The 19704-nt window shown below is 58.0% G+C and carries 13 protein-coding genes; 3 read left to right on the plus strand and 10 right to left on the minus strand.

Translation table 11 applies throughout. From position 1 onward, the window contains the following. Positions 1 to 57 precede the first annotated feature (57 nt). The 3 genes from Mal65_RS17590 to Mal65_RS17600 form a co-directional block, all read right to left on the minus strand. Positions 58 to 1626 carry a sulfatase family protein gene (locus tag Mal65_RS17590; protein ID WP_145300465.1) on the minus strand — a complete coding sequence of 523 codons (1569 nt, stop codon included), beginning with the start codon at positions 1624 to 1626 and terminating at the stop codon, positions 58 to 60. A gap of 141 nt (positions 1627 to 1767) precedes the next feature. Then, positions 1768 to 2604, minus strand: coding sequence for a diaminopimelate epimerase (gene dapF, locus Mal65_RS17595; protein ID WP_145300469.1), 837 nt, complete (start codon positions 2602 to 2604; stop codon positions 1768 to 1770). 189 nt (positions 2605 to 2793) lie between these two features. Beyond that, complete coding sequence (locus Mal65_RS17600; protein WP_145300472.1) at positions 2794 to 5550, minus strand: protein kinase domain-containing protein; 2757 nt, start codon at positions 5548 to 5550, stop codon at positions 2794 to 2796. 445 nt (positions 5551 to 5995) lie between these two features. On the opposite strand from Mal65_RS17600, the gene hemC reads away from it, so the two are divergent. Both hemC and hemL read left to right on the plus strand, forming a co-directional pair. After that, complete coding sequence (hemC, locus tag Mal65_RS17605) at positions 5996 to 6934, plus strand: hydroxymethylbilane synthase (protein ID WP_145300475.1); 939 nt, start codon at positions 5996 to 5998, stop codon at positions 6932 to 6934. A 68-nt stretch (positions 6935 to 7002) separates the two neighbouring features. Further along, on the plus strand, positions 7003 to 8319 hold the full coding sequence (gene hemL, locus Mal65_RS17610; RefSeq protein ID WP_145300478.1) for a glutamate-1-semialdehyde 2,1-aminomutase: 1317 nt from the start codon (positions 7003 to 7005) through the stop codon (positions 8317 to 8319). 15 nt (positions 8320 to 8334) lie between these two features. Here hemL and Mal65_RS17615 read toward each other — a convergent pair whose 3' ends face one another. From Mal65_RS17615 to Mal65_RS17625, 3 genes are all read right to left on the minus strand, one after another. Continuing rightward, positions 8335 to 9600: a response regulator gene (locus Mal65_RS17615; protein ID WP_145300480.1), complete on the minus strand. Its 1266-nt coding sequence runs from the start codon at positions 9598 to 9600 to the stop codon at positions 8335 to 8337. Positions 9601 to 9668: 68 nt separating this feature from the next. Then, a complete protein-coding gene (locus Mal65_RS17620; RefSeq protein ID WP_145300483.1) occupies positions 9669 to 12461 on the minus strand; it encodes a PAS domain-containing sensor histidine kinase in 2793 nt (930 codons plus the stop codon). Further along, complete coding sequence (locus Mal65_RS17625; protein ID WP_145300486.1) at positions 12461 to 13801, minus strand: ABC transporter substrate-binding protein; 1341 nt, start codon at positions 13799 to 13801, stop codon at positions 12461 to 12463. The genes Mal65_RS17620 and Mal65_RS17625 overlap by 1 nt, the downstream gene beginning before the upstream one ends. 505 nt (positions 13802 to 14306) lie before the next feature. On the opposite strand from Mal65_RS17625, the gene Mal65_RS17630 reads away from it, so the two are divergent. Beyond that, positions 14307 to 14957 carry a HEAT repeat domain-containing protein gene (locus Mal65_RS17630; protein WP_196784257.1) on the plus strand — a complete coding sequence of 217 codons (651 nt, stop codon included), beginning with the start codon at positions 14307 to 14309 and terminating at the stop codon, positions 14955 to 14957. A gap of 24 nt (positions 14958 to 14981) precedes the next feature. Here Mal65_RS17630 and accC read toward each other — a convergent pair whose 3' ends face one another. The 4 genes from accC to Mal65_RS17650 all read right to left on the minus strand — a co-directional run bounded on the left by accC (position 14982) and on the right by Mal65_RS17650 (position 19142). Beyond that, positions 14982 to 16328 carry an acetyl-CoA carboxylase biotin carboxylase subunit gene (accC, locus tag Mal65_RS17635; protein ID WP_145300492.1) on the minus strand — a complete coding sequence of 449 codons (1347 nt, stop codon included), beginning with the start codon at positions 16326 to 16328 and terminating at the stop codon, positions 14982 to 14984. Positions 16329 to 16346: 18 nt separating this feature from the next. Beyond that, positions 16347 to 16823 (minus strand): acetyl-CoA carboxylase biotin carboxyl carrier protein, encoded by a 477-nt coding sequence (gene accB / locus Mal65_RS17640; protein WP_145300495.1) that lies wholly within the window; start codon positions 16821 to 16823, stop codon positions 16347 to 16349. Positions 16824 to 16984: 161 nt separating this feature from the next. Further along, on the minus strand, positions 16985 to 18100 hold the full coding sequence (locus Mal65_RS17645; protein WP_145300497.1) for a M24 family metallopeptidase: 1116 nt from the start codon (positions 18098 to 18100) through the stop codon (positions 16985 to 16987). A 76-nt stretch (positions 18101 to 18176) separates the two neighbouring features. Continuing rightward, the gene (locus Mal65_RS17650) at positions 18177 to 19142 is read right to left on the minus strand and encodes a leucine-rich repeat domain-containing protein (RefSeq protein ID WP_145300500.1); all 966 of its coding nucleotides are present in this window, start codon (positions 19140 to 19142) and stop codon (positions 18177 to 18179) included. Positions 19143 to 19704: the final 562 nt, after the last annotated feature.

Below are 19704 nucleotides of genomic sequence, written 5' to 3' on the forward strand. Positions count from 1 at the left end.
TCATTCTTTCTGGAAGTTGAAAACACCAATGTGGGCACGTCGGCATTGCGAGCCGAACTACTTCGCTTGGCGGTTGATCGGTTCGTCCACGACCATCGCCTTGGGAAACGCCGCCGCATCATTCCCGCCGCGGTCGTCCCAACGCTTGTTCTGGCTTCTGCCCGCGGGCTGATTCATCGGAATGTCCATCCCACCGGCCTGGCCGAGCATCGAATACAACTGATTTTCCATTTCCTGAACCACGTTTTGATACTCAGGATCATGGATCAAGTTCTTCGTTTCCTTGGGATCGTTCGACAAATCGTACAGTTCGTCGGTATCCCACAATCCGTAATACGTGATGTACTTGAACCGATCCCCTCGCAACGCGAACTGCGTCGGTGATTGGGGGAAATTCTTTTCCCAGTAATAGACGTACAAGAAATAGTCACGCCACGGCTGATCCGAATCATTCGGCAATTCCAAGAAACTGCGACCATCCATGTATTCGGGGGTCGTCAACCCGGCGGCATGCATGATCGTCGGGCCGACGTCAATGTTCCCGATGACTTGTCCGACGACCTTGCCGCCGTCATACAGGTCGGGACACTGCATCATCATCGGAACACGAATGGATTCTTCGTAGGAAACACGTTTATCAATCAAACCGTGTTCGCCCCACATGAAACCGTTATCGCCCATATAAACGATCAACGTTTCGTCGTGAATGCCTTTGTCTTTCAAACGCTGCAACACCCGGCCGACGCTATCATCAACAGCCAGCAACGATTCACAGTACCGCCGATACAAGTAATCCAGTCCGCGATCACTGTGGTACGAAAAATCGATCCCGTGCCAACTGTTGCGTTGATCACGAACCCATCGGGGTGAATTATTTTCGGCGGTGATGTCTTTGCCCCGTGGCAAGAAGCTTAGGTCAGCATCGGCATATCGATCTTCGTGACGTTCGGCTGGGGTAAAGTTCGCGTGAACCGCCTTGTGCGACAGATACATAAAGAAAGGTTGATCGTCACTTTGTTGATCTAACCAATCCAATGCGTAATCGGTCAGTTCGTCGGTGATATAGCCCTTCTGTTTGACTCTTTCGCCGTTGACGTTCAACGTGTAATTGGGACCTGGCGGCAAGTAATTGCCTTGACCGCGAAAACTGACCCAATGGTCAAATCCCGGTCTTGGCTCATCATTCCCACCACCCATGTGCCATTTGCCGAAGAACCCGGTCTTGTATCCGGCTTGCTGCAAGTATTGCGGAAAGAACAAGGTGCCCTCGGGGACGGCACGGTTGTTGTCGATCACACGGTGTTTGTGGGTGTACAGGCCGGTCAGAATCGACGCGCGGCTGGGCGAACACAGCGATGTGGTGACAAACGCATTCTTTAGATGCACACCATTGGATGCCAGCGAATCCAAGTGCGGGGTTTCCAAGAAGGGATGCCCCATGAAGCTCATCGCATCATAGCGGTGATCATCGGTCAAAATGAAAATGACGTTGCGTGGCTGGACTCCGGCGCGTTGCTGAACCGATGGCAAATCATCGCCTTGAGCAAACACCAAGCCATTGGACAAACACAAAGCAAGACACCACGCCGACAAACACAGCGTGGAAACAGCAGGTCGGAACATCATTCCGGAATTCTCGAAATCGGTGCGGAGGGGCAAATCAGGAAGGGTCGCTGCAACAGCGACGTCATGCGAAGCGCGCATTCTAAACCAAACCGCGTCGCTTTGCGTGCCAACCCGATTTCATCCCATCGGCGATCCCGTCGTTCACCAAGTTCCGCGAAAGACCTCCGCCGCTCCGCCGGTCATGAACACATGATCGCTGTCTTCATCCCACCGCAGTGTCAGGTCGCCACCGAGCAGGTGATTCAAGATGGTTCGTTCGGTTCGTCCCGTCAAAACACCGGCGACACAAACCGCCGACGCACCGGTGCCGCACGCCCAAGTCTCGCCGCTGCCACGTTCCCAAGTCCGCTGTCGGACCTCGGTCGGTGACAGGACTTCGACAAATTCGACGTTCACACGTTTGGGAAAACGGGGATCGTTTTCCAACTGTGGCCCGATCTTCAGCACCCATTCATCGTCGGCATGATCAACGAACACGACGCAGTGCGGGTTGCCCATCGAAACGCAGGTCACGGGAAAATGGCGTCCGTCGATTTCCACTTGCACGTCAACAACATGAGGATCGCCCGGAATCAGGGTCGGTATTCGTTCGGGCTGCAGTATCGGCTTGCCCATGTCGACGGTGACCTGACAAACCTTTCCGTCGTCATCGCATTGCGTTTGGATCGTATAAACCTGGCCCCCCGATTCGATGGTCAGTGGCGACGCTTTGGCGTACCCGCGGTCTTGGACCAATTTGGCGACGCAACGAATCCCATTGCCACACATTTCGCTTTCGCTGCCGTCCGCATTGAACATGTGCATCCACGCGTCGGCCTGCTCACTAGGGCGAACCAAAATCAGCCCATCGGCACCCACGCCGAAACGTCGATGGGAAATGCGTCGCGCCAATTCCGGCAGATTCGACGGCACGGTCTGATCGAAGCAATCGACATAAACATAGTCGTTGCCCGCACCGTGCATTTTGACAAATTCCATGAGACCTTTCGCGTGGTGGGTGGGGAATGTTCTTTAGACGAGCGAACCTGTCGTCGGCGGGTTCGCGATACGATGGGCGCCGATATGACCGTCCAGGCAGCATCCAAGTGCGACAACACACGGGCAAGCATCCGGCGACAGGCGTGATCGCCGATCGGAAGCAGCGTTGCCCCGACCGGCCCGGCAAGATCATTCGACGGGCTGTTCGTTCAGCCACTGGATCCAGCCCGCCAGATCGCTTTCGTCAATCGCCGGTTTTGGAAGTGACGGCAACTTATTACTGCCGGGCACGCCCGGGGTCTGGGCACGTACGGTCAACAGGCCATTGATGTCGACTTCGAAGCCGATCATGCGAGCCCGTTTGGCCGACGAATCGTTCGCCAAATCCAGGTCGAAGTCGTATTGTCCCAGGGATTGCCAGTGTTTGCCAAGAGGCCCTGAGCTTTCGACCAGAGACAGAGTCAACGATTCCTTTTGTTTCCCGGCACTGATTCGTCGATTCGTCCGAGCCGGCAAGATGGTGCCGCGCGGAATGATGGGCAGAATGCGGCTGCGTCCCTGCGCGTCTTCGACCAAAACACCGATCTGTTGGCTGGCCACGTTTCGCGGGGGCATCGGAATATCACCACGACCGGGCAATTCCCCTGAAAGACAGATCGCGGCACCACAGGCCACATCATGGCGATCCGCCATCGTGACATTCGCGGCGGCGGGGACCCCGGCAAAGATCCGCTTCTTCAATTCCGGCATCCGCAATAGCGGTCCCAGCCCGACCACATGATCAAGTTGGTCGGGCCGGATCGACGCGCGTTCACAGGCCTGTCGGATGTGTTTGGTGACTTGGTCGATCAAGTCTTCACATCGCAGCATCCACTGCATGCGATCCACGACGACGGACACGGGGTGCGATGCGGCTTCGATCGTAATTTTGACGCTGGGCAACATGATCAGCGACTGGATCGCACGCTCGCACGCCGTCTGCAGCCGCGCGGCACGTCGCAAGGTTTTGCGTGGATCCAGATCGATCGACCGGCTGTACATCTCCGCGGCCAAGTCGACCAGACGTTGAATCCAAATCAGCGTGCCGTGATTCCAATGCCCGCTGGCCCCCAACTGTTCCAGCCGACCATTTTCGCAGCGAACGACCACCGCCTCGCACGCCTGGCCGGTCAGCCCAACAAACAAGACATGACGGCTTTCGTCACCCGGCATGGGTTCAGATTCGGCCGGATCATCCAACACCAACGGATTGTCGTCCGTGGGGGCCGATGCTGTTCCCCCACATTGATGTTGCATCATCATCAATTGCACGCACGCCAATGATCGGTCCACCAAGCGAACCGAACGCAGGCCGGCGATGGTCGCCGATTGCATGATGCTGCGGCGATGCAGTTGGTCATAAACCGATGGGACTGTGATCGCCACCGCTTCGGGCGGCTGTTTGCGATTCCACGCCTGGCGCATCGCGCGGCGGATCATCGCGCCCATCAAGACTTCCGGCGGGCAATTGCGTCCACAAACTTGCCGACCGATCGTGGGCTGGCCGAAATACATCGGCAAACACCGAATCACTTGGTCGGGATTGGTCGATTGACGCTGGGTCGCAACATCGCCGAACCGCATCGTGCCGTCGCTGCCGGTCATCACCATTCGAAACAGCGGTTGGCCCAGTTCGCCGGGCGTCAAATTCCGCAGCGATCCGCTTAAGTCGGTACTGGCGGCGGCCAAGTCGAACATACCCAGATCCAGACCGACGATCTCGGTCCGACGGGCGACCGTGGATTCACCGCCGTAGGTGGAACCACCAATGATCGTGCTGCTGTCTTGTGCGATCGCCTGCATGGGCGCCAACTGTTGCAACCAAGACGGCGCGGCTTCGGATGCGACGTAACCCGCCAAGTCTTCGATCACTTCATCCAGCGAGTTGTATCGGGCCCCCGGTGACTTTGCCATCATGCGTCGAAACACGTTGGCAAAATTCATGTCGACGTCATCGCGGATCTGCATCAGATCAGGTATTTCGCCGTGGCGGTGGCCGTACACTTGGTCCAAGAATTCGCCGGGATACGGCGTGCGTCCGGTCAGCAAGAAATACAGTGTCGCCCCCAGCGAATAGATATCGCTGCGTGAATCAATCGATTCCGGGTCTTCCAACTGTTCGGGCGACATGAACGACAGGGTGCCGATCAGCTTTCCCGGTCGGCGTTTGCCCCGTGATCGTTGTTTGCCAGCGGTTTTGCCATCGCCGTGCTTTCCTGACTTGGCATCGGCCGTACTGGAAACGGCGTCGGTCTTGGCCGACGGCCGAATCGCGTCGACCGCTAGCGAGCTAATTTGGGCCAACCCCAAATCCAAAACCTTGACCGTCCCATCGGTGGTTCGCATCAAGTTTCCCGGCTTGACGTCGCGGTGCACCACGCCGGCACGGTGTGCGTGCAGCAACCCCAGCGCGGCTTGCCGAATGACATCCGCCGCATCGCCGACGGTCAGCGGCCCGCCTTCGGATACGATCTGGGTCAACGTTTTTCCATCGACGTATTCCATCGCCAGATAGGGCACGCCGTCTTGTTCGCCCGCGTCAAACGCGGTGACGATGTTCGGATGCATGACGCGAGAGGCGGCGCGAACCTCCGAAAAAAATCGTTCGATTGCTTTGGCATCGCCCAGACGGTGCACGGGCAGCGTCTTCAGTGCGACGGTTCGCTGCATCCGCACGTGTTCGGCCAAGAAAACTTGGCCCATGCCGCCGGAACCCAGCAGCGACTTGATCTCGTAATCGCCCAAGCGGTCGTGGACCTCCAAGACATCATCGGCCGATTCGCCTTGGGAAACTTCGAACAGCCCCGCTTCGGTCAAGTCGTGCGAACCCGCCTCCCCATCGCCGGTGGACCATTCTCGGGTCGCATCGTCGTCGCGAAAATCGCCGTTCGGTGGATTTGCGGACACGTTGAGATCAAATACCAGATGGATGACGGCCGAGACGGTGAACTTTCAACGCAAAACTCGGTCCGACGGTTCGCGATGGAACGACCGCCGGGGTCGTCACACCGCATCGGCTGACGTTTAATGGTGTGGAACTTAATGACTGACGACGGGGCAACATTTATGTCGGCCGTGGGGCGCGAAAAACACCGGTACGGATGTCAAAAATCGGATCGCCCGCCACCGGGACGAACCGCCCATCGAACGCAAACCGAGCCATGATCGTACCCGTCGACGTGCGAATCGACGAACCCGCGGGATCGGCGGAAACGCCGATGTGTCAACGGGTCGCCCCCTTCGCTTGGCGGTTCCCATTCTAGCCACCGTGCCGGATGATCCAGGTTTCGCAGCCGCGATGTGTGCCCGAGAAAGCCGATCCGGCATCCGCAGTTTTTGGACTTTTTGCTTGATGACAGATTTACCGATCGTGCGAATTGCCACGCGTGAGAGCCCTTTGGCGATGTGGCAGGCGCGTTTCGTTGCCCGGAAACTGGCGGACGCCGGTTTCGACACTCGTCTGGTCCCGCTGGTCAGTGGTGGCGATGTCGATCAGCGCCCGATCGACGGGACACGCAGCGTCGGTTTGTTCACCAAACGTATTCAGCAGGCATTGATCGACGACGAAGCCGATGTGGCGGTGCATTCGCTGAAGGATTTGCCGACCGAACCGGACGAGCGTTTCAAGCTGGCCGCCGTCCCGACCCGCGAAACGGTCAGCGACAGTCTGGTTTCGCCCCAGCGATACGACGTGGACACTTTGCCGAAATCGTCGGTCGTCGGCACGGGCAGCCGCCGCCGCATGGCCCAGTTGAAAGCACTGCGAAACGACTTGGACATTCGGCCGATCCGTGGCAACGTCCAAACCCGTCTTTCCAAACTGAACAGCGGCGAGTTCGATGCGATCCTGTTGGCCGAAGCCGGCATCCGTCGGCTGGAGATGGACGACCTGCCGCGTCGAACGATTGAGCTTTCACAGATGCTGCCGGCACCGGGGCAGGGTGCTCTGGGTATCGAAGTTCGCGCCGGTGACACGACGACATCGAATGCGGTTTCAAAACTGGACGATCCCAACAGTTGGCTGTGTGTGACAGCGGAACGAACCATCTTGTCGCAATTGCACGGCGGGTGTTTGGCGCCCATCGCCGTGTTGGCAACCATCGTTGACGATCGCATGAACGTCCACGCTCGTGTCTTGTCACATGACGGCCAACAGTGTCTGGACGAAACGGGTGAATTGGATTCGCCCGATGCGGAAGCGACGATCCAGTTGGCCACTAACATTGCGAACCGGTTGATCGAATCAGGCGCCAGAGAAATGATCGAACAAGAACGTTCGTCCAACCTGTGATTCGTCACCGCCACACCAAAAACTTCAACGCCTGACATTCACTGCAATCACTGCACGGTTCCCACGACATGACATCGATTTCATTGACAGCCGCCGCCGGCGAAAAAAGTCGCGCCGCCTTCGAATCCGCACGACAACTGATGCCCGGTGGGGTGAACAGTCCCGCACGAGCTTTCGGCGCCGTGGGCGGAACACCGCTGTTCATCGATCACGCCAAAGGCCCGCACCTATTTGACATCGATGGCAATCGGTACTTGGACTACATCGGTTCATGGGGACCGATGATTTTGGGTCACGCCCAAGACGAAGTGATCGATGCCATCACGGCAGCCGCATCGCGTGGGACCAGCTATGGCGCCCCCACGGAAGCCGAATCGGTGCTGGCGCAACAGATCATCGATGCGGTGGGTTCGATCGAAAAGGTGCGTCTGGTTAACAGCGGCACCGAAGCGACGATGAGCGCAATTCGCGTGGCACGTGGCGCCACCGGTCGAGAGAAAGTCATCAAGTTTGCCGGCAACTACCACGGCCACGTCGACAGTCTTTTGGTCGCCGCCGGCAGCAGCGCCGCAACCTTGGGCACGCCCGATTCCCCGGGTGTGACCGCTGGCGCCAGCCGCGACACCATCGTCCTGCGATACAACGACGTCGATGCGATCGGACAGTGCTTTGCCGATCATCCCGGCCAAATCGCAGCCGTGATCATGGAACCGGTGGTCGGAAACATGGGGTGCGTCCCGGCCAGCGAAGCCTTCATGAAAGAAGTCCGACGGCTAACCGCAGATGACGGATGCGTGCTGATCTTTGATGAAGTGATGACCGGATTCCGTTTGGCCTACGGCGGTGCACAAGAACGCTATGGGATCACCCCCGATATGACGACGCTTGGCAAAATCGTCGGCGGTGGCATGCCGCTGGGCGCCTACGGCGGCCGAAAGGACATCATGGATCAGGTGCTGCCCGCCGGAAAAGTCTTTCAAGCGGGAACCTTAAGCGGCAATCCGGTGGCAGTGGCCGCAGGCAGTAAGACCCTGGAAATTTTGAAACGCCAACCGCCCTACGAACAACTGGAACGCCTGGGCAAAAAGTTGGCCGATGGATTGGACGCGGCGGCAACGTCGGCCGAGATTCCCCACCAAGTCCAACAAGTCGGCAGCATGATGACGCTGTTCTTTCACGATCAACCGGTCAACAGCTGGGACGATGCCGACCAATGCGATCGCGATCGGTTCGCCAAGTACTTTTGGGGCATGATCGGCCAAGGCGTCTACATGCCATGCAGCCAATTCGAAGCGTTGTTCTTCAGCCGCACGCATACCGAAGCGATGATCGACCAGACGATCGAAGCGGCGCAACAGGTCTTGGCCGCGATCGCATCTGATTGACCCACCGTTACACGGCTAGATCGATGCAGCAACCGGTTCGTCGGCACCACTGAATGAATCGGCCGAAGCGTGATCCGCGTTCGTATCGCCGTCGCTTTGTCCCTGAGATTCATCCGCTGCGTTCGGTTTGGATTCCTCCGACGCCTCGGGGGTTTCCACAATGGCCTGGACAAACAGCGGCCGCAGATCGTCGCGAATCGCCATTTGTTGCAAACGTTCAATGAACGCTTGGCTCAACCGGGTCCCCTTGGACAACAGCAGGGAACCATCGCGGGTTTGGACGTTTTGCGCCAGGATCATGCCTTCCTTCAGTGCATAAGGTCGAATCTCAACATCCGGTCTTTCGTCGTCGGGTGCCGAGAACTCCGACACATCCAACCTTGCCGCAGCGTCCAACACGGACTTGGCAAGCCCCGGGATCGCATGCGTCAGTTGAGTCAAAGCTCGGTCAGGCTTCAGCCCACTTCGCAAATGAAACTCGTACACGATCGCGGTACGAAGCAACAAAGCCCCGGCTTCGATTCGCGTTTCGCGGGACTGTTCGGGATGATCGGGAATTCGGCTGGCATTGGGATGCCGGCGAACGATTTCCGCCACATCGTTTAAACGCGGAATGTTGGCGATCAAGCGACCAGCGATCTCGGCTTCCGAATCGATGCAAACACCATAGGTGTCGGTCCGGTCTTGGTCATGTTCGCCCACGACGACGCGGCCGATGTTGGCCAGCGATGCGGCGACGCGATAGTCCCAAGGTTTGCCCAGGCCCAACTGATCCGCCAATTCGTCGACGAACCGCATCACGGTGTGGGAACGCTGGAAAACAATGGGATGCGTCAATTCCAAGATTTCCGTCAATACGGTCAGTGCACCGCCGAAGGTCCGGCGCAGCAAATCTTCGCGACCATTGAGCAAATCGAATTGCATCAAACCATCTTCGATCGCGCGGTGCAGCACCGAACTGTGACACGGCTTGTGAAGCAACCGGAACACTTGGCCGACGTTGACCGCGTTGCATGCCGTCGTCAAATCTTGGTTTCCGGTCAGCATCATGTAGATGCTGTCGGGGAACTTCTTCCGTGCTTCCTTGATCAACTGCAAACCGTCCATCTGCGGCATTCGCATGTCACAGATCACAACACCGAACGGGTCTTGATGCTCCATCATCTGCAGCGCCATCGCCCCCGACGAAGCCGTATGAATTTCAAACGTCCCTTCGAAGCGACGCGCCACCGCGTCGAGCATTTTTTGTTCGTCGTCGACGAATAAGACTCGATCGTTCATCTTTCATTCACCCCATCTGTGGTTCGACAAAACAGCCGATTTTTTTTGTTTGTTTCCATTTGGATTGTTCAGGTGATGATCAGATCGTCGGCATCATCCAATGAATCCAACACGTTCGGATCTTCGTCCAGCCAAATGTCTGGATCACCAAGGTCCCGCGAGTAGGCTTCCGATTCACCATCGTTTTCACGTTCAATAGGCAAGGCAACCGTGAACGTCGTTCCCACACCCGGTTCGCTATCGACCAGCAATGTGCCTTGATGTTTTGCCACCACAATGTCATACGAGATCGTTAATCCCTGTCCCGTCCCCTTGCCGACGTCTTTGGTCGTAAAGAACGGATCGAAAATGCGTTCGATGGTGGCTTGGTCCATCCCTGAACCGTTGTCGCTGACACGCAAGATGACCTGATCATCTTGCCGGCGCGTTTCGACTCGAATCACACCGCTGTGGGAATCATCGGATTCCAGACGTTCGCTGATCGCATCGGAAGCGTTGACAACCAAGTTCAAAACGACTTGACTGATTTCGGCCGACCGGCATTGAATTTCTGGAAGATCGGCTTCCAGATCTTTCACCAACTCGGCGTGATACTTGTAGCGATTTTTTGACAGTGTGATGGCGCCGACGACTAGCCGATTCAGATCGGCCCACTGATAGGTTGCTTCACCCGGGTGCGACAACTCCTTCATCGCGCGAGTGATGCCGGTCACTTGATCAAATCCTTCGCGACAATCCTGCAACGCTTCGGCGACCATTTGTTGCAATCGTTGGATTCGCTGTGCCGGCAGATCCGTCGAATCACGTCGATCGACGTCATCATCATCGCCGCCATCGGTGGTTTGTTCCAAGAACCTACCGAACTCGTCCATCCATTCCGCCAACGAATCAATGTTGTCGCCGATGTACTGCATCGGTGTATTGATTTCGTGAGCGATTCCGGCCGCTAGCTGGCCAATGGCTTCCAGCTTTTGCGATTGCCGCTGGCCGTGTTCGGTTGCGACCTGTTCCGTTACGTCGTTGAAGATCACCACACCGCCGCTGACGTGTTCGCTATCAAACGCGACGGCGCCCAGCAACAGCCAACGGTCATCGCCGCCCACCTGCACACGGATTTGACGATTGGGTATGTCTTCGCCGTTGACCGCGCGACCCAGCGGGGATTGGAATTCCGATTCCACATTCCCATCGTCTTCTTGGAAATGCCAGATTGCGTCCACTTGGTCCACACGTTTCAAGTCATCACGACTTGCCCCCAGCAGTTTTTCTGCTTTCGCGTTGAAGCAAGTGACATTTCCGTCAGGTCCGGCCGCGATGACCCCCGCCGGAATGTGCTGGACGATGGTATCCAGCAACGTTTTCTGTTGCTTCAATTCCTGCTGAAGTTTGGCTTGTCGCTGTTCGGCTTCCACCTGAGAAGTGACGTTGGTTTGGATGCTGATGTATTTGGTGACTTCGCCGTTTTGATCCCGAATGGGTCTGACTTCCAAGTCGTTCCAGTAGGGTGTTCCATCCTTCTTGTAGTTCAAAACTCGCGTGCGAAACCCGAGATCTTTGCGGAGCGCCGCGCGCATCCTTCGGATGATCTTCGGATCGGTCAGCGGCCCTTGCAAAAACTTGCCGGGCGACGATCCCACGACTTCATCCAGGGTGTACCCGGTGTTTCGTGTGAACGCCTCGTTGACCCATTCGACGCGGATTTTTTCGTCGGTGATCGCAACGGAATTCACCGTGTACTTTGCCACCAGCGCCAGCTTTTCCGCCTCCAAACGTTTCTCTTCGATCGTTTCGAATGTCCGGATCAACAGACTTCGTACTGCGACCGCCAACCCTACAAAAGTCACACACAACATCACGCCCAAGACGACCATTGTCCAAATGGCGGATTGCAATGGGTTCCCCATCTTGCCGGCGCGTTGGGAATCGTCACCGGATAGAGTGACCAGCCGGTTTGCAACCTTCGTGCTGACTTGCGTCAACAAACCGCTCAGACGTTCCTGTGACGCAGCGATCTGTTTTTGATTTTCGATCACCTTGAAACGCAGACAGAAGATGCTGTCGCAATCTGAGTGAAAAAACAAATCAGGGGATTGGGAATGATCAAAAACAGCCTGTCGAAGTTTGGCAAAGTCATCGATCGTCGCGATCCCCTTGGCATCCTCTAACTCGGCCAGCCGTCGAAGCGAAAGCTCCAAACGCATTAGCAATGGTCGATAGGCGCCTTCACGCAATCGAAGCAGTTCACTGACGTGCGACGCAGCTTGCGTCCGTTCCATGTAGTGCAAGGCATCGCTGCATTCCACAACAATCGTTTGAATGTTGCGATGGTTTTCATCTCCTGGCGAAATGCTGCCATTCAAACGGTAGCGTCCTTCGACGGACTCAGCGGCGGTACGGATTCGCAGTAAAGCATCACGAGCGACACAAAACTGTTGCTTCAGCACTTGCAAATCGCCGCGCAGAACCTTGCTTGATCGCCCCAAGCCTTGGATTTCAAGAACGATTTCATCCAAGGATTCGTAAAGCTTCTGACACTGGCAGTCGTCGGGACGATGCTGCTGGCCGCAATCGACGAACTGTAAAGCTTCGCGCAGTTGATCACGTTCCCTTTCTGCTTGACCGCCGACCTGTTCCCAATCTTGCCGCTCGGGACGCAGGGCGATGCTTTCAATCGAACTGCGAAAACGCTGGGTCTGATCGACCAGCTCGCGTGCCCGAATCTCAGCTTCGGCCGCTTGCAAACGTTGGTCGTTCAGCCGCTGAAGCGTCACCACGCAGCTGACCAGCAGAATGATTCCCGAGACGACCCCGGCCAGTAGCATGGCCGTAATGAGTTTGTGGGGGGGAATGACTCGATGCATCACAACGCCTCCGATGCAAAGATCTGATCCCACGTTTCATATTGGACTCCCGATGACGTCAGTCGGGTGGCCCAAATCCGCTTGCCATCGGGGTTTTGCGGACTGCGGAATTCTTCCAACCAGGGAACCGGTGTGATCCCCGCGAAAATGTTTTCAACGGCCTGAACCACCGATTTCCGGTTGGGATGGACTTCCAATGATTCGACGGCATGCACCCATGCGGATCCAAGCAAATAGCCTTCGAATGATGCGGGATTCGGATGCGATTTTTGCGAGAAGTCTTTCAACGCGTCGCGATACCGGATCGCAATAGCGTGGTTTGAAAGCGGATCGGGGACCACCTGAGTCGCGATCACTCGACGGTCGTCGACGGCGATGACACGTGCCAGCGAATCCGTTTGGACGAAGCTGATACAGATGATCCAGCCGCGATAGCCATGGCGTCGCGCATGGGACACAAACTCTTTCGCCGCGTCGGTTGACGCGCCCACGATGATCGCTCTCGGCGGTCGCTGGTGATTCAGCAGGTCCGCCAAACCGTTTTGAATGGCCAATGAATCTCTGGCGTACAACCCGACCGGTATGTGGTGCGGGGGAATACCACCGTGTTGCTCCAATACTTGACAGGCGGCTTTGAATCCCGCCATCCCGAGTCCGTCCCGCAGACAGAAAAAGCCGATCTGGTCGGCGGAAACGTCGCTGTAGCGAAGGATCGCGTTGATCGACGCCAACACCTCGTCTTCATAGCTGCCGCGAAAATGCTGAAGCGTCTGCGTCCCTTCGGTTCGCAGAATCTGCGCGCCCGAGATCGGTGCGAAAAACAACGTGTCTGTCTGGCAACACATCGTCGCGGCAACCACGCCGGTCGGAGTTCCGACATTGCCGATCACCGCCAAGATTGTCGGATCGGCCAGCAACCGTTTCGTGTTCGACGCCGTTTTGGCAGGATCATAGGCATCATCCATCGCCGTGATTTGAAATCGATACCGCTTGCCTTCGGCGTTCGCCTGGTGGAACGAGGCCCGAATCCCGTCCAACACGGAATTACCCAAATCAGCGCATGGCCCGGTCATCGATGTGGACGTTCCCACATGAATCGTGATCCGATCGTGGGTATTCACGCTGTCGGATGTTGGAACGCGCTGGCCCGAATGCGTCTCGGTTGTGACCGACTCGGGAAAGTCCGCCCCAGCGGGATCGACACGGACGTTGGACGAACGTGAAGCGATGGAATCGTGGGCGGATTGCACCCTTGGCGCCTGGGCGATGAATGCAATCCAAGCCGACGCGATCAACAGCGCAAAGATCGTCCAACGGTTGGAGTGAATGGAAAGTGCCATGATGCCCCCATCAGTTTGCTCGTGCCGAAACACCACATCGCAACGGATTCACGTCGTCCCAAACCACAACTCTGCCAAGTCACATTGATTCGTCGACGCAATACCCAGATCGCGATTCGTCCGGCTCTATGGAAACTGTGCCGTTGACTGTTAGCACATGGCGCGTGCGTTCATTTAGAAACCATGGGAAGGCAATCCGATGGGGCCAACTGATCGGAATGGATCGATTGGGCGGGGGGATTGCGCCGGCCCGCATTCGGTGCCTATCCCAGCAGTTGCGGAAACTGGCAGTTTCACAGTTGCCGAGAAACTGCCCTTGGAGGCAGCCATCGTGGTTTGCTACATCGCAAAACGGTCGCGTTGCCTTGGCATCGGACCTTCCCTGACGCGTTCCTTCACGAGCCTTGATTCACGCATGATCCGCAGCCGAATCGAACCGAGTCGTCCTGCTAAGGCCATTCGCCTCGGTTTCGCGATACGATCCGCCGTTCTGCTTGGCACGATCATGACGATCGCGCCGGGTTGTCACGACGGACCGCTGTACGCGTTGAAAAAGGTCAATCCGTACTTTGTGATGAAAGAATGGCGTGACGACCGCCAGTTGGGCATCACCGATTTTGAAAGACACCAAGAACTGCAGGACGTCGCTGGTGGCATCGCCCGGATGACCGCCGATCGCCAACAGTATTGGCTAAGTGAACTGGACAAGATTTACGAACACGACCCCAGCGCGGAAATGCGGCGGTTGGCCGTCGTCGCCGCGGGCCGTGCCGACGAAGCCAACGGACTGGACCTGTTACGCAAGGGCCTGGATGACGACGACTTCAAAGTCCGAATGGAAGCTTGTCGTGGGCTGGGTAAACGGGGTGACGAGGAAGCGGCGCGGCTGTTGGCCACCACGGTCAACGCCGACCCCGATGATGATGTCCGCAATTCCGCGATCGCCGCACTCGGACGATTTCAATCTCCGGTCGCCGTGGACGCACTGCGCATCGCACTGAATGACAGCGACCCGTCGACCCAGCGTTTGGCGGTCAATTCGCTGCGTGACGCGACCGGCAAAGACTTCGGTGACCAGCCGCAAGAATGGATCGCCGCGTTGGACGCCGCTGGATCTGATTCGGCCGACACCGAAGCGTCGACCGAGCGATTTTAGATCGATCGCATCACGACCGATCAATCAGGGTTTTTGGAACTCGCGATCCACCCACTTGGTATCGATGGTCGCGGCCACAAACTCGGGGTGGCCCAGCACGACATCATGGAAGGAAGCCGTGGTGGAAATGCCCTTGATCTGCAGTTCTGCTAAAGCACGCCGCATCGTCGCGATCGCTTCTTCACGCGTCGGACGGTGCACGATCAGCTTGCCGATCATCGAATCGTAGTGTGGCGGAACGGTGTAGCCCGCATAGACGTGCGAATCGAAACGGACGCCCATCCCGCCGGGGGCAAACATCGATTCAATTCGACCGGGGGACGGCTGGAAACCGCGATCCGGATTCTCCGCATTGATGCGGCATTCGATCGCCGTCCCGGTGCAGACCAGATCCTCTTGCTTGAATGACAGCGGCTGGCCGGTGGCCACGCGGATCTGTTCTTTGATCAAGTCCACGCCGGCGACCAGTTCGCTGACCGGGTGTTCGACTTGGATCCGAGCATTGACTTCGATGAAATAGAAATCGTTGTTTTGGTCAACGATGAACTCGACGGTCCCCGCGTTGGCATAATCGGCCCCGCGAATCATGCGTACCGCCGCCTGGCAGATCGCGTCACGACGTTCGGGGGTCAGCGTGCTGCAGGGTGCTTCTTCGATCAGCTTTTGGTGCCGACGCTGGACGCTGCAATCACGTTCGAACAAGTGGCAAACGTTGCCGTGGGTGTCGGCGATGACTTGGACTTCGATGTGGCGTGGCCGATCGATGAACTTTTCCAGGTAGACACCACCGTTACCAAATGCGGCGGCGGCTTCGTTTCGGGCGGCTTTCAGTGCGCCGGCCAGAACGTCTTCGCTCTCGGCGATCCGCATGCCTTTGCCACCACCACCGGCGGTGGCTTTGATCAAAACGGGATAGCCGATTTCCGCCGCGGTCTGTCGTGCCACGTCGTCCGATTCGATCAACCCGTCACTGCCCGGAACGACGGGGACTTCATTGGCGATGGCGATCGACCGGGCGGTATTTTTGTCGCCCAGTTTGCGCATCGCATCGGCACTGGGGCCGATGAACTCGAATCCGCTTTCCCGACAGACTTCGTTGAAGTGGGCGTTTTCCGACAGAAAGCCGTAGCCCGGGTGGACCGCGTCGGCATCGGAAACTTCTGCGGCCGCGATGATTTGATCGATCCGCAGATAGCTGTCGGCACTGCGGGCGGTACCGACACAGTACGCTTCGTCGGCCAATTGGACGTGCATCGAATCACGGTCGGCGTCACTGAAGACGGCGACGCTGGTGATGCCCATTTCACGACAAGCGCGGATGACGCGCAGCGCGATTTCGCCGCGGTTGGCGACCAGAATTTTCTTAAACATAGAACGTCAGGTTTTGCTTCAACCGTCCAGCGGTTGGACACGGAACAACGGTTTGCCAAAGTCGACGGCTTGTTGGTCTTGGGCCAACACTTCAACGATCTTGCCGCTGCATTCGGCGGGGATTTCGTTGAAGACCTTCATCGCTTCGACGATGCAGCACACCGTATCGGGGCTGACCACCGTGCCGACCTTGACGAACGTTTCCGATTCGGGATTGGGGCGTGAATAAAACGTGCCCACCATCGGCGCGTTGATCGTGATGGTGCCCGACGTGTCGGCCGATGCATCGGCAGGCGCCGCGGCCGGTGCAGCCGCCACCGGTGCCGGTGCGGCGACGGGCACGGCAGCCTGGGCAACCCCACGGCACAGTTTGATTTTTTCGTCGCCTTGCTGAAGATCGACTTCGCCAAGCTCGTGCTGTTCCATCAACTGGACGATTTGACGGATGCGATCGATGTCAAACACGCCGGTGTTTGACTTTTCTCCCTTGCTCATTCTTTATCGTTCTATCGCGGAGGTGACGGGAAAAGCCACGGATGATTTTCAGCAGCGCGAGGCTTCGTGGTGGGTGCCCCGACCGGGCCGCCCCAGCCCCGTTGGGCCCGGGTGGCGAATCAGTATCGGCGCTGTGGCCCCAAAAGATCAGATCGCAGACTTTACAGAATCAGCCGACAATCATCGAGGCCCTTGGGCAATCGCGTCAGCACTTCGCACCCGGAATCGGTCACCAAGACGTCATCTTCGATTCGGATGCCGAATTCACCCTCGAAATAGACGCCGGGTTCAACCGTGACGACCATCCCGCTGGACAACACCTGCGGGCTGACCGACGCCATCCGGGGGGATTCATGGATCTGCAGCCCGATGCCGTGTCCCAAGCCGTGTTTGAAAGCGTCGCCCATTCCCGCCGCTTCGATCACATTGCGGGCAGCCGCATCGACATCGCTGGCAGCGACGCCATCGCTGATGCGTTCGATCGCCGCCAATTGAGCTGCCAAAACCACGTCGTAGGCGCGACGAAACGCATCGCTAGCGGCGTCACGATGCAGCGTCCGCGTCAGGTCGCTGGCATAGCCTTGATAAAAAGCCCCCCAGTCGATCAACAGCGTCGGGGCATCGCCCAGCGGAACCGCATCGGGCCGATAATGGGGCAGGGCACCACTGGGCTGGGCACCAACGATGGGTTCAAAACTGACCCCCGATGCCCCCAGGGTCCGCATCACGGATTCCAAGTCATGGGCGACTTCGCGTTCGGTCATCCGAGGCGTCAAACGGCTGGTCACCGAAACATACGCTCGTTCGGCGATGTCGATGGATTGGCGGATCCGACCAATTTCAAATTCGTCTTTGATTTGCCGCAACGCTTCGACGACGCCCGCGGTCGGCACCCACTGGATCGACGGCTCGGCATCGGCCAAACGGTCTTGCCAAGCGTCCCACTGGGCCAACGTGACGCTGGATGATTCGACGCCGACGCGACGGTAACAGGATCCGGCGAAGACCTCCGCCAGCAAGTCCGGCATTGATTGAGAGGGCGGCCGAACCGCGGCGGCCAAGTGAGGACACTCCTGGGCGATTTGTGTTTCGTATCGTCGGTCACTCAACAGCGTCGCTTCGCCGGTTCCGACCAACAGGTACGAACTGTCGCCGGTAAACCCGGACAAGTATCCGACATTGATTTCGTCGGTCACCAACAACGCATCGATTTGGTGCGTTTCGAAGGACTGACGCAAAGAGCGCAAACGATCGGCGTGGGGGGCTTTCGCATTCATGCCGCCAATCATGACGGTTCGGGCGCGTCGATCCAAGTCTGTGCGAATGGGATTCGACGCGATGGCCGGCCGCCGATCAGTCGTGGCGATGGGCGTGGGGGTCGCGATCGTGGTGCTGCTGATCGACGTGCACGTGCAACTGTGGCTTGGTGTCGAACAGCCATTGCCATCCGACATCGGTCACCGCGGAATCGTCCAAATACAGCGATTCCAGGTAGGGCATTTCCGCCATCAACTTCATCCCTTCGTCGGTCACCCCGATGCCGATCAGGTGAATGCCACGCAGCGACGTCAAACCGGCGATCGCGCGGCAAATGTCATTGCCCGCTCGATCGGTTCCCAAACGCAGCTGTCTTAACCGCGGAAGTTTGCCCAGCTGGGCGACACCATCGGCCGTCACCCGGCTGTGCGGCAGATTGATCAGCCACAGATCGGAACACTCGGTCAGCGACGCCAAGCCTTGGTCGGTGATCGGCGACAATCGCAAGCGGACGTGCTGCAACTTGGGCAACGACGCGATCGCCGCCAAGCCTTCGTCACCGATGCTGCCTTGGTCAAAGATCACGTGTTGCAAACTGTCCAAGCCCCGCAATTGTTGACACATCGCGTCGGTGACCTCGAATTCGGTCACGTGGATGGATTGCAGATCTTCGGCACGAATCTGTTCGACCAGAGCGTGAAAGCGCTGGGCCGCGGGAACTTCCTCCGTCGTTTCCGGCATCACATCCAGCGATTCGCCGCCCCAGAACACAACCACCGCGATCACCGCCGCGATCACCGCGACGGCCACGGCCAACTGTTTCTTTCGGCGCCGCCGTCGTCGTTCATCCTGGACGGTCACCGGCGGAGCGTCGTCCAACCCCGTGTCATCGCCCGGCAGGACTTCATCGGCGGGATCGCCCGCAAGATCGCCTTGGGCACCCTGCGACGCGGATTCGGGGTCGGTTCCGGCTTGGACGTCGGTGGCTGCGTCGGCGTTGACTTGTTCGTCAGACGCTGCGTCGTCAGTCGCGGCTTCGCGCTGGGGATCGTTGGTCGGCATGCTGGCGATTGTATCCCCGCACCGGGGCACGTCGTAGCGCACCCCGGTGCGTCGTGACTTCATCGCCGCAGGTCATTGTCGAGACGATTGACCCAGTAATCGTCGCGCGGTGATCCTGGCACGTCCGTACACCAAAGGTCACGCGGCTGCGAAACCTTTGGCAGGCACGGATGGCGTTCTTTTCCCGCAAAAAGAACGCTGGCGATGAAGCCTGGTTGGTCGGTGGGGGGATCCGTCGCTGCCGAACGTTCACATCCGGCGGGCGGTCACAAACGTCGGTCAACGGCACGACCGCCTGTGCGGACATGTCTCCGGCGGGTTCGCCGATTTGGCCACAAAGGGATCGCTGAAAGAGGGACGGATCCGGTCGTCAATCGCGGGATAACAGCCGCCGTGGACCGCTGTCAACGTCGATTGCGGTGAAACGTAGGTCCCCCGGCGGCGATTGCCCGGTCATGGAAGCTTCCACGACGTTGACCTAGAATCCCGCCTCGCGATGCCCTGGCGTTGCCGAGCCCGCCGAATCCATCGCCCCCGGGCGATGGCGGCAATGCCGACGCTC

This window comes from Crateriforma conspicua (assembly GCF_007752935.1).
Lineage (GTDB): Bacteria > Planctomycetota > Planctomycetia > Pirellulales > Pirellulaceae > Crateriforma > Crateriforma conspicua.